The sequence below is a fragment of the Pseudomonas sp. RT4P38 genome (genome assembly GCF_054897765.1).
This window is the reverse complement of record NZ_CM142703.1, coordinates 2,916,839-2,928,857: the sequence shown is the minus strand read 5'-3', so window position 1 is coordinate 2,928,857 and position 12,019 is coordinate 2,916,839. Positions and strand designations below refer to the sequence as shown.

Annotated in this window: 8 protein-coding genes; 6 read left to right on the top strand and 2 right to left on the bottom strand. The window is 59.3% G+C overall.

Going from position 1 to position 12,019, the window contains the following annotated elements; all coding sequences use genetic code 11:
* Positions 1 to 120 precede the first annotated feature (120 nt).
* Together ACYZT7_RS13675 and ACYZT7_RS13670 are read left to right on the top strand one after the other, a co-directional pair.
* Positions 121 to 1,779 (top strand): nitrite/sulfite reductase, encoded by a 1,659-nt coding sequence (locus tag ACYZT7_RS13675; protein WP_462041420.1) that lies wholly within the window; start codon positions 121 to 123, stop codon positions 1,777 to 1,779.
* Complete coding sequence (locus ACYZT7_RS13670) at positions 1,763 to 2,257, top strand: DUF934 domain-containing protein (RefSeq protein ID WP_462041419.1); 495 nt, start codon at positions 1,763 to 1,765, stop codon at positions 2,255 to 2,257. The genes ACYZT7_RS13675 and ACYZT7_RS13670 overlap by 17 nt, the downstream gene beginning before the upstream one ends.
* 51 nt (positions 2,258 to 2,308) lie before the next feature.
* On the opposite strand, the gene ACYZT7_RS13665 is transcribed toward ACYZT7_RS13670, so the two are convergent.
* Together ACYZT7_RS13665 and sohB are read right to left on the bottom strand one after the other, a co-directional pair.
* On the bottom strand, positions 2,309 to 6,232 hold the full coding sequence (locus tag ACYZT7_RS13665) for a dermonecrotic toxin domain-containing protein (RefSeq protein WP_462041418.1): 3,924 nt from the start codon (positions 6,230 to 6,232) through the stop codon (positions 2,309 to 2,311).
* Between the two features lie 193 nt (positions 6,233 to 6,425).
* Positions 6,426 to 7,448: a protease SohB gene (sohB, locus tag ACYZT7_RS13660; RefSeq protein ID WP_462041417.1), complete on the bottom strand. Its 1,023-nt coding sequence runs from the start codon at positions 7,446 to 7,448 to the stop codon at positions 6,426 to 6,428.
* 204 nt (positions 7,449 to 7,652) lie between these two features.
* Between sohB and ACYZT7_RS13655 the strand changes: the two genes are divergently transcribed.
* The 4 genes from ACYZT7_RS13655 to ACYZT7_RS13640 all read left to right on the top strand — a co-directional run bounded on the left by ACYZT7_RS13655 (position 7,653) and on the right by ACYZT7_RS13640 (position 11,925).
* Positions 7,653 to 8,363: a histidine phosphatase family protein gene (locus ACYZT7_RS13655; protein ID WP_461964498.1), complete on the top strand. Its 711-nt coding sequence runs from the start codon at positions 7,653 to 7,655 to the stop codon at positions 8,361 to 8,363.
* A gap of 64 nt (positions 8,364 to 8,427) precedes the next feature.
* Positions 8,428 to 8,742, top strand: a complete 315-nt coding sequence (locus ACYZT7_RS13650; protein ID WP_008154977.1) for an SCP2 sterol-binding domain-containing protein — start codon at positions 8,428 to 8,430, stop codon at positions 8,740 to 8,742.
* A 307-nt stretch (positions 8,743 to 9,049) separates the two neighbouring features.
* Positions 9,050 to 10,897, top strand: a complete 1,848-nt coding sequence (locus ACYZT7_RS13645; protein WP_462041416.1) for an amidohydrolase — start codon at positions 9,050 to 9,052, stop codon at positions 10,895 to 10,897.
* Between the two features lie 164 nt (positions 10,898 to 11,061).
* Positions 11,062 to 11,925 carry a LysR family transcriptional regulator gene (locus ACYZT7_RS13640; protein ID WP_462041415.1) on the top strand — a complete coding sequence of 288 codons (864 nt, stop codon included), beginning with the start codon at positions 11,062 to 11,064 and terminating at the stop codon, positions 11,923 to 11,925.
* The last annotated feature ends 94 nt before the right edge of the window (positions 11,926 to 12,019 follow it).

Sequence of the window (12,019 nt, the reverse complement as noted above, 5' to 3'; positions counted from 1 at the left end):
TGCCCCGGCTCCGTTGGGAGTGCGCGGCCGTGCGCGCAGAATTGCCGAGGCAGCATCGGAGACTTCCAAGCGAAAAACGCAACGGGATCCGACCGGCCCAAGCCTGAGAACAGGACTTATATGTACGTATACGACGAGTACGATCAGCGGATCATCGAGGACCGCGTCAAGCAGTTCCGTGATCAGACCCGACGCTATCTGGCAGGCGAGCTGAGCGAAGAAGAATTCCGCCCCCTGCGCCTGCAAAATGGCCTTTATATCCAACGCTTCGCGCCGATGTTGCGGGTGGCGGTGCCTTACGGCCAACTGACTTCGCGCCAGACGCGAATGATGGCCAAGATTGCCCGTGACTATGACAAAGGCTATGCCCACATCAGCACCCGGCAGAACGTACAGTTCAACTGGCCGGCGCTGGAAGACATCCCGGACATCCTTGCCGAACTGGCTACCGTGCAGATGCACGCGATCCAGACCAGCGGCAACTGCTTGCGCAACGTCACCACCGACCAGTTCGCCGGTGTCGCTGCCGACGAGTTGATCGATCCGCGCCCATGGTGCGAGATCGTCCGCCAGTGGACCACGTTCCACCCTGAATTCGCTTACTTGCCGCGCAAGTTCAAGATCGCCATTAACGGTTCGACGTCCGACCGTGCGGCCATCGAAGTCCATGACATCGGCCTTGAGCCGGTGCACAACGCTGCGGGCGAGCTAGGCTTCCGTGTGCTGGTGGGTGGCGGTCTCGGCCGTACTCCGGTGGTGGGCGCATTCATCAATGAATTCCTGCCGTGGAAAGACCTGTTGAGCTACCTCGACGCCATCCTGCGGGTCTACAACCGCTACGGCCGTCGTGACAACAAGTACAAGGCGCGGATCAAGATTCTGGTCAAGGCCCTGACACCTGAAGTCTTCGCGCAAAAAGTCGACGCGGAAATGGAACACCTTCGCGGTGGCCAGACCACGCTGACCGAAGCCGAAGTGCAGCGTGTGGCCAAACACTTCGTTGACCCGGACTATAAGGCTCTGGACAACCAGAGCGCTGAACTGGCCGAACTCGACAAGCAGCACCCGGGCTTCGCGCGCTGGCGCACCCGCAATACCCTGGCCCACAAGAAGCCAGGTTATGTGGCCGTGACCCTGTCCCTGAAGCCAACCGGTGTTGCACCGGGCGACATCACCGACAAGCAGCTCGATGCCGTTGCCGACCTGGCCGATCGTTACAGCTTCGGTCAGCTGCGCACCTCTCACGAGCAGAACATCATTCTGGCCGACGTTGAACAGAGTCAGTTGTTCGCGATGTGGGGCGAGTTGCGTGAGCAAGGTTTCGCCACGCCGAACATCGGCTTGCTGACCGATATCATCTGCTGCCCGGGCGGCGACTTCTGCTCCCTGGCCAACGCCAAGTCGATCCCGATTGCCGAATCGATCCAGCGTCGCTTCGAAGACCTGGATTACCTGTTCGATATCGGCGAACTGGACCTGAACATCTCCGGCTGCATGAACGCCTGTGGTCACCACCACGTCGGCCACATCGGCATCCTCGGGGTGGACAAGAAAGGTGAAGAGTTCTACCAGGTTTCCCTCGGTGGCAGCGCAAGTCGCGACGCCAGCCTGGGTAAAATTCTCGGTCCGTCCTTCGCCCAGGACGTCATGCCTGATGTGATCGAAAAGCTGATCGACGTGTACATCGAACAACGTACCGAAGACGAGCGTTTCATCGACACTTATCAGCGTATTGGCATTGACCTCTTCAAGGAGCGCGTCTATGCAGCGAATCATTAAGAACAACGAGGTCGTCGACGAAACCTGGCACTTGCTGCCCAAGGACTTCAACATCGACGAGATCAGCAACTGCGACGACCTGATCGTCCCGCTGCAGCTGTGGCGCGAACACAGCCGTATGCTCAAGGCCCGCGACGGCGGTTTGGGTGTGTGGCTGGACGCTGACGAAGAAGCTGAAGAAATCGGTGAAGACGTAGCAGACTTCAAGGTGATCGCCTTGAATTTCCCTGCCTTCACCGACGGCCGAAACTATTCCAACGCCCGTTTGCTGCGCGACCGTTACGGTTTCAAAGGCGAACTGCGGGCGATTGGCGATGTGCTGCGCGACCAGCTGTTCTACCTGCGTCGCTGCGGTTTCGATGCGTTTGCGATTCGCGCCGATAAAGACCCGTACGAAGCCCTTGAAAGTCTCAAGGACTTCTCGGTGACCTATCAGGCCGCCACCGACGAACCGCTGCCGCTGTTCCGTCGCCGTTGATCGTGATGCCTTGAACCTCCATCCGGAAGTTCAAGGCGTTCTCCCCTCCTGTCAAGGCACTGGATGCTCCCCTAGCGGAGTTGGCCGTCCCATGGCCACCCAGTTGCTGTAAAGGCGCGCCCGATCTTCCAGAATGTTGAACAACCTGAACGGATTCTCCGCGTCGGCCAGCGTCGTTTCGACACATTGACGCAGCCAGCCCCACAATTCCTCTGAAGCATCCACCTCACGCAGCAGTCGCCATACCCGAGCTTGCAGCAACCAGTAACCAACGCGGAAATCCGCCGTCAGGCTCAATCCGTCCATGACCCGCAGAAACACACCACCCGAGGGTTTTGCCGCCAACCGCTGCCAGATCTCCTGTCGGGTTGTGCGCAATAGCTCATCGCCGTCCTCCAGCCACGGTGTCGCGCTGCCATAATCAACGCCCGGCTCGCCCAACCAGAGATTGATGCCGGTGCGCTCCCGATGTTCTACCAGTCGTATCAGCGTCTCCTCATCCGTGAGCGGGTTGCCCCACAGCCGTACCCGATCCTTGGCGACAGCCTGATTCAGTATCGCGTCGGGAATCCGAGTGATCCGGTTGTCGCGCAGGTCCAGCGAGGTCAAATACGGGTCATTGGCAACGCCGACCGGGCACCGGGTAATTCCCGTGTTTCTCAGGTTCAGAGCGCGCAATTCGTTCAAGCCCAGCACCACAGGCGGGACGGTCAACGAATTATCACTCAGGTCCAGCGTTTGCAATTTGAGCAGGTCGCACAAGTGCCCGGCGGTTTCCTCTTTGAACGCTAGAAACGTGGCGTTGAGATTCAGTGTTTCGAGCCGGTTCATTCGCCGAATCGTCGAGGGCAGCTCACCCTCCAGCACGCCAGCGGCGTTGAGGCGGCGCAGGTCGACATTTTTCAGATTCAGGGACTGCAGGTTCGGGAAACTTTCCAGGAACGCATTCAGGCTCTCGCGCTCGATCAGGTGCAATCCGTGCATCGACAGTTCGATGACTTCGTCGAAACGAACGTTCATCGCCGGCAAACGGTGATAATCCTCAAAGTCCAGATCGAGTTTGTAACCGGCACCCCCCTCGCCAGAAAGGACGCGATCGGTGTCAGCCGAACGCTTTTGCCAGATGGCGATCAATTCGTCGGCCAGTTCGTTGCGGGTTTGGCGTTCGTAGTCGATCACGTGCTGCAACATTTCAACATTGTGCGCCGCCACCTGTTGAGCGTTCATGCCTGCCGCATCTTCATCGCCCAGGGCGACGAATTCCACATCCATATCATCGACATCCAGCAACGACTGATCGACCCAGTAACGCAGATCGATGCGCAATTGCTGCAACTGTAAATTCAGACTGTCCAGAAGCGCTTGAGCCCCGACGCCCGCCGTTCGAAGCAGTTCATCGGCTTGGGCGTTGGTGAAATCCGGATAAAGATCCTTGACCTGCAACCGCATCATTTCATGGGTCAGCGCCGCAGCTTGCGGGGTGTGCGGAAACCCGCCGCCGCGCAATCCCTGGGATTCGAAAGGCAATCCGCTATCCATCCGCTCCAACCCAAGCATCAGCTCGGAACGCGTGATTGCCCGCTCACCGAGTCGAAGCCGTAACTCGTAAGCCTGATCCTGCGAGCGCAAGGACAGCGCCTCGCGCTCCTCGGCAGACAACGCACCGAGTAGCGCGCAAAACAAATCCGACTTTGCGGTGGCGGTATCCGCCGCTGCAGAACTTCGATAGCGGTTACCGGTCTTGATCAACCGACGGCAGTCCGGCGAATCGAGCGGGCCGCAGCGATCCAGTACGCGGCCACTGATCGAACCCTCAAGCACTTCGATTCGCAAGCGCCTGGGCCAACCGGGTAAGCGCACAAGTGAATGCAGGGCCAGGATGTCGGATTCGGGGTGATCGATCGAGTGCAAGTAAAGACTCTCATAGGCGCGATTAAGCCTTACGTGGCCTTGATACTGTCGGGCCTTGCCGTCCAGGCGCTTGAACACCTGAAGCGCCTCGACAGCATCGACCGGCCGGACGATTTCGACGCCCGAGCGGTCCAGGATCTGCTCCACGACGGCTTTCGGCAAACCGGGATACTCCCGTTGAAACAACCGAACCCATTCGTGCTCCGACTGCTGGAGTGCCTGATAACGCGTATTGAACAATTGCGCTCGCGCTGCCGGGTCGGCAATCGTTTCAAGCGCCTGATCGAGCTTGAATCGGCTGACGGTGTCGACCAGCAGCGGAGTCGGCGCACGCCCGACCTGCATCAGGCGCAACATGTCGTCGTCGACGGTACTGATTCTGGCGATTTGGCCCAGCACCTCATCGCTGAACGAAGCAAACGGGGCGCACACACCACGAATCAGCTCCAACCGTGTCAGCACCGACGTTGGCGCTTGCCCGGGTGTGAGGAGAGACGTCGCGTCGGGCAGACGCTCGCTGCTCGGTTCGCTGACGGGCTCCGAGGACTCGTGGAGTGTTTCAGCCACTCTGCCCGCGCTTGCGCCTTCGCCCTTGAGAGCCGCGACAGCCCCGGCCAACGGTAGCGCATTGAGCAAGCCGAACACGGTGCGCGTCACGCCTTCGGAACGTTTTTCGGCGGTTTGGCCGTTGACTGCCTGATTGATGCCATAGCCGGCATCGATGAGCCCGGCCAGCGCCAACAACCCTTCGCCACCGGGAACAAACAGTGCCAACGGACCAAACTGGTTGATCCACCGCACCAGCGGTTCGACTACCGCACTCAGATTGTCTCGATTGACCTGAGCATCGTCACGGATGGATTTGACGCTGGCCATGGCCGCCCGCTTCATGGTCAACACCAGTTGCGCAAACGGATCGACTGCAGCGGACGCACGCTCAAAGTCGATGTAATCCTGCGGTTCCCAATAGCCGTCATCGTTAAAGAAACCGGCGTTAATTGTCAGCCTGTGCTTCCTCGGGTAGATCGCCATCCCCTCCAATGCCGTCAAGACACCCGCATGAAAGGTGCCATCCTCACGGTCCTCCTCGGCAAAGTGCGCGGCCAAGGCTCGTTTTGTGTCACCCCCCTTTGCTTGCGCCACGACCCATTCGCGCAAGTGGTGGACGTCGACAAACTCATGCAACGGCGAGGAGTTCGCCGGGATGTACAGCAAAACCCTGGTGCCGGCGCGGTGGCGAAAACACCAGATATCGGTCGAGGTGTAGCGATAGATCGTCAGGCAACTGGCCTCGACTTGCGCACTGACGCGGGTCGGGGTTTGCAGATCGGAGGTGCTCAACGCGCTCCAGGTTTGATCCGCCGGTAATCCGCCTGCCTGCATCGCCAGCGCCAGGCCTTCCTGGCTCAGACTGCCTTCCTGAAATTGCAGGCAGGCACCCATGACAAAAGCTGCCTTGACCGAGGTTCTCAGCGCGTACGGTTCGGCCCGCACGATCCGCTCATCAGCGGGCCAGGCATGATCGAGATAAGCCTGATAGCGAGTCTGTAAATCCAGTTCCCATACCCATTTCTTGAAGTCGGCGGGTCGAAGGGCAATTTGCGTACTCGGCCCGTAAACCTGTGGCACGGTTTGCCGATAGATGCCTTCATAGGTGTAGTGGTTGCCTGAGCCCTGTTCGGCGAATTCATCGACATTCTCCACGATACGCACCGAGGGACCGTCATCGGGCGGCGTGTACAGGCCGAATGCGGTTTCGCCGAAACGCCCGTCGCCGACGGTTTGATAGTTGTATAGCAGCACCTGTAACAATGTCTGCGAGTTCGCCGTTTGGCCTTGCTGGATGCCGTTCTGTTGCGGATACCCCCGGTAGTTATAATCCAGCGTCACTAACAGGGCTGCGTGCGGGTTGAGATCCTGGCCCCATTTTTCCTTGATCAACTGGACGCCAAATTGCTCGGGAGATTGCGGCAGCGCTGTGTTCACTGCCGACTTCAGTTCTTCACGCATCGGCAGGACAGGCGAACTCGGTGCAGTAACGTTGTCACGCAAGTGGTCATTCATATGCATTCCATTGCAAACATAAGTAACAGCACCATAAGCCACTATTTTTGAATCGACAGCAGGAAGGATCGTCAGCGCACTTAGGAGAATTCGCTGATGGTTGAGGGCAGTGGGTAATTCGAAGATGACAGGCAAAAAGAAACCGCGGTGGACGCCACGGTTTCATTTGTTAACGGATGCCTGCAGTGAAGCTTTACCAGAAGCGTTGTTGGGTCAACCGGCTCCACCAGCTCAGCAACACACGGTCCACCGAACCACTGGCCGCCATGCCGATGCGCTCCTGCAGGCTTTTTCGCTCGGCGTAATGCAGGTGATAAAGCTCGGATTTTTTCGCCCGTTCGGCGAGGTACTCATCGCTGGTCTTGAGCTCGTCCACCAATTGCTTGTCCAACGCCGCGACACCGAGCCAGATTTCACCGGTGGCCACTTCGTCGATGGCCAGTTGCGGGCGATAGCGGGAAACGAAGTTCTTGAACAACTGGTGAGTGATGTCCAGGTCTTCCTGGAACTTCTCGCGGCCCTTCTCGGTGTTTTCGCCAAACACCGTCAGGGTGCGTTTGTATTCGCCGGCGGTCAGCACTTCGAAGTCGATGTCGTGCTTTTTCAGCAGGCGGTTGACGTTAGGCAACTGCGCCACGACGCCGATCGAGCCGAGAATTGCGAACGGCGCACTGATGATCTTCTCGCCGATGCACGCCATCATGTAGCCGCCGCTGGCCGCGACCTTGTCGATGCACACGGTCAACGGCACGCCGGCATCACGGATGCGCGCCAGTTGCGAGGAGGCCAAGCCGTAGCTGTGAACCATGCCGCCGCCGCTTTCCAGACGCAGCACAACTTCATCCTTGGGTGTGGCGAGGGTCAGCAGCGCGGTGATTTCATGGCGCAGGCTTTCAGTGGCCGACGCCCTGATGTCGCCGTCGAAATCCAGCACGAACACCCGAGGTTTGGTTTCAGTTTTTTTCTTTTGCTTTTTCTCGGATTTAGCCTCGACCTTGCGCAGCGCCTTGAGTTGGTCCTTGTCGAGCAAGGTTTGCTCCAGGCGTTCGCGCAGCTCTTTGTAGAAATCATTGAGTTTGCTGACTTGCAACTGGCCGACCGACTTGCGCCGACCTTTGCTGCGCAACGCCGCGAAACTGGCCAGGACCACCAAAATGGCGATCACCAGTGTCACGGTCTTAGCCAGAAAAACTGCGTACTCGGCAAAAAACTCCACAGGGACTCCTTTAATACGATGCGCTGCAAAAACGCGCGCGGGATTACCTCCAGCATACCCATGCACCGGCTCGGCGGCCAGCCGTGAAACCTCTGGCAACAGGCCTGTAACGGGCATTTCAAACAAGCGTATGTTTTTTCATTGACAGCTCACCGTCATCCTCATAACCTCGCCGAACCTTCAACGTACCGGGATGACGCGGACGTGGGCAGTATCTATTTGATTCGACATGGCCAGGCCTCCTTTGGTGCAGACGACTATGACGTCCTGTCGCCGACCGGTGTTCGCCAGGCAGAAGTCCTCGGCCAGCACCTCGCTGAGCTGGGTATCAGCTTCGATCGCTGCCTTTCGGGCGACCTGCGCCGCCAGCAGCACACGGCCAACAGTGCACTGGAACAGTTCGCTGCCGCAGGCCTGCCGGTTCCAGCCCTGGAAATCGATTCCGCTTTCAATGAGTTCGACGCCGACGCGGTGATCCGCGCACTGCTGCCGGCCATGTTACCGGACGAACCCGAAGCGCTGCACATCCTGCGCAATGCCGCGCAAAACCGCGGTGAGTTCCAGCGCATCTTCGCTCTGATCATCGAGCGCTGGCTCGCCGGCACTTATGACACACCGGGCCTGGAAAGCTGGCTGAGGTTTGTCGAACGGGTGCAAGCCGGTCTGCAGCGGATCCTCGAAAGCGCCGACAACACTCAGAAAATCGCCGTGTTCACTTCCGGCGGCACCATCACGGCCCTGCTCCACCTCATTACACAAATGCCAGCAAAGCAGGCGTTTGAACTGAACTGGCAAATCGTCAACACCTCGCTCAACCTGCTGAAGTTTCGTGGTCGCGAGGTAGCTCTGTCTTCTTTCAACAGTCATGCGCACCTGCAACTGTTGAAGACCCCGGAACTCATCACGTTTCGCTGAGTCCGGACTATTGTGACCCTGGCTGTAATCACCCAGCTCTAATTACCCAAGAAAGGATCGAACCATGACCTCCGTAGCTGATGCCGTACAAGCAATGAAAGCCAAGTTCAACCCAGCCGCTGCTGCCGGTCTGGACCTGGTATTCGGTTTTCGCATCGACGACACCAAGAACTTCTCGCTGATCGTCAAAGACAGCACCTGCGAGCTCCAGGAAGGCGAAAACCCGGACGCCCAGGTGACTCTGGTCATGGACGGCGAAACCCTGGAAGGCATCGTCAGCGGCGAAACCGACGGCATGCAAGCCTTCATGGGCGGCAAACTGCGCGCTGAAGGCGACATGATGCTGGCCATGAAACTGTCCGAGCTGTTCCCGGCCTAAGCGCGCCGCTCCCGACCTCGGGGGCACGCCTGGCTGCAAACGAATCCCGCCCCTTGAGGCGGGATTCGTCGTTTTTCGGCCTCGGAAGACGGCTACTTGTGGATTTGCCGTCTATATTCCTTCTGGCCGCATGCGTCAGACATCGGCTGTTTGCCCTCGCTTTTTTTGTGAAGAGCCTTTGCGCGGAGCACTGCCCATGAGCCCACCTGACGACCACGACGGATTAAATCGCCGACGTGTATTGCAAGGCCTTTCGGCAGGTGCCGTCGGTACCTGGATCAGTCCGCTATTCGCAGGGAGTAAAACCATGCCCGACGCCCCAGCCGACCTTATCCTGTACAACGGACGCCTGCACACCGTCGACCGCAAAAAACCTCAGGCCAGTGCCGTCGCGATCAAGGACGGACGCTTCGTGGTGGTCGGCAGCGATGCCCAGGCCATGGCCCTGCAGGGCCCCGGCACGCAAATCATTGACCTGCACGGTCGCACGGTGATTCCCGGCCTTAACGACTCGCACCTGCACCTGATCCGTGGTGGCCTCAACTACAACCTCGAACTGCGCTGGGAAGGCGTCCCCTCACTGGTCGACGCGCTGCGCATGCTCAAGGATCAGGCAGACCGCACACCCACACCGCAATGGGTGCGGGTGGTCGGTGGCTGGAATGAATTCCAGTTTGCCGAGAAGCGCCTGCCGACCCTCGACGAACTGAACAAGGCTGCGCCGGATACCCCGGTGTTCGTCCTGCACCTCTACGACCGTGCCCTGCTCAACCGTGCGGCGTTGAAAGTGGTCGGTTATACCCGCGACACGCCGAACCCGCCGGGTGGCGAAATCCAGCGCGATGCCAATGGCGACCCGACGGGCATGCTGATCGCCCGCCCTAACGCGATGATTCTCTACTCGACCCTGGCCAAAGGGCCGAAACTGCCGCTGGAATATCAGGTCAACTCGACCCGCCAATTCATGCGTGAACTCAATCGCCTCGGCGTCACCAGCGCCATCGATGCCGGCGGCGGATATCAGAATTATCCGGACGACTATCAAGTCATCCAGCAACTGGCCAAAGACCAACAGCTCACGGTGCGCATTGCCTACAACCTGTTCACCCAGAAACCCAAGGAAGAGCTGACCGACTTCAAGAACTGGACCAGCACCTCCCACTACGGTCAGGGCGATGACTTTCTACGGCACAACGGTGCAGGGGAAATGCTGGTGTTCTCGGCGGCAGACTTCGAGGACTTCCTCGAGCCACGCCCCGACCTGCCGCAAACCATGGAGCAGGAACTGGAACCGGTGGTCCGCCATCTGGTGGAACAGCGCTGGCCGTTCCGCTTGCACGCCACGTACAACGAATCCATCAGCCGCATGCTCGACGTGTTCGAGAAGGTTAACCGCGACATTCCGTTCGATGGTTTGCCGTGGTTCTTCGACCACGCCGAAACCATCACCCCACAGAACATCGAACGGGTGAAAGCCCTCGGCGGCGGCATCGCGATACAGGATCGCATGGCATTTCAGGGCGAATACTTCGTCGACCGTTACGGCGCCAAGGCTGCCGAAGCCACACCGCCCATCGCTCGTATGCTGGCCGAAGGCATTCCGGTCGGCGCCGGCACCGATGCCACGCGCGTCTCCAGTTACAACCCCTGGACCTCGATGTACTGGCTGGTCAGCGGTCGCACCGTCGGTGGTCTGGCGCTGTACCCGCAAGGCTTGAGCCGCGATACCGCGCTGGAACTCTTCACCCACGGCAGCGCCTGGTTTTCCTCTGAGCAAGGCAAAAAAGGCCAGATCAAGGTCGGACAACTGGCGGACCTGATTGCGTTGTCGGCGGACTACTTCCACATCGAGGATGAAGCCGTCAAATGGATCGAATCGGTGCTGACCATCGTCGACGGCAAGATCGTCTACGGCAGCGTCGAGTTTGAAAAACTCGGGCCGCCTCCGATCCCGGTGGTGCCTGAGTGGTCGCCAGTCGCCAAAGTACCCGGCCATTGGAAACCCCTCGCGCCGCTGACGGCGCAGGTTCACCAATGTGTCGGGGCTTGCGCGGTGCATGCCCATAGCCATGAACGGGCGCGGTTGTCGTCGGCGCCGGTCAGTGACTTTCAGGGATTCTGGGGAGCGTTTGGTTGTTCGTGTTTTGCATTTTGAAGGCAGAATCGAGTTGGTGTTCGGCCCTGTAGGAGCCCGGCTTGCCGGCGAAGGCGCACTTAAGGACGCCTTCGCCGGCAAGCCTGGCGCCTACGAAAAGCAGTTCACTCGCCACCGGTAGCGAGTGCTCTTACAATGCCTGCACTTTCCCCTCCGGCTGCCCCATGGACATCGACCTCGCCCGCACCTTTCTGGAAATCGTCCGCCACGGCAGCCTTGCCGCCGCCGCCGAAAAACTCCACGTCACCCAGACCGCGATCACGGCGCGCGTGCAGAAACTCGAGAGTCAACTGGGCAGCACCCTGTTCGTGCGTAATCGCGCCGGTGCCCGTCTGACGCCTAACGGTGAAGCCTTCGTGGTCTACGCCAATCAACTGGTCGAAACCTGGGAAGCGGCGCGACGGGATTTGCCGTTGCCCGAGGGCTACCGCGACGTGTTGCACATCGGTGGCGAGGTCAGTCTGTGCAACCCGCTGATGCTCAGTTGGGCCGGCGAGTTGCGCGAGAAGATTCCCAGCCACGCACTACGGATGGAAATCCGTGACGGTGAAAACCTGCTGCGCCAACTGGAGCTGGGGGTTCTGGATGCGGCGCTGGTCTACCAGCCCGAGTATTGGCCGCGCCTGCAAGTCGAGCAGGTGCTGGAAGAAAAACTCGTCCTCGTCCGGCTGGCCGCAAGTCCCGATCCCTACGTGTACATCGACTGGGGCCCGGACTTCCGCCGCCAGCACGATGCGGCCCTGCCGGAAAAAGCCAGAGCTGCGTTGAGCTTCAACCTCGGCCCACTGGGCTTGCAGTACATTCTGGAAAACGGCGGCAGTGGCTACTTCCGCACCCGGGTGGTCCAGAGTTATCTGCAAAGCGGTGTGCTGGAGCAAGTACCCAAAGCCCCGGAATTCAGCTACCCGACCTATCTGGTTTACTCCCGCGACCGCGATTCGGCGACTCTGCAACGAGCCTTCGACTTGCTGCGCGAAGTGATCAAATCCGACGATGACTGGTCGCAACGCTGGAACCCGCTGACCTGAGTCCGGTTTGCACCGGATCATGGCGTTTGTGTCCTCTTGCTTCGGCCCGCCTGAAACGCCGGGATCGTCTAATCTGCTGGAGATAACAATAACC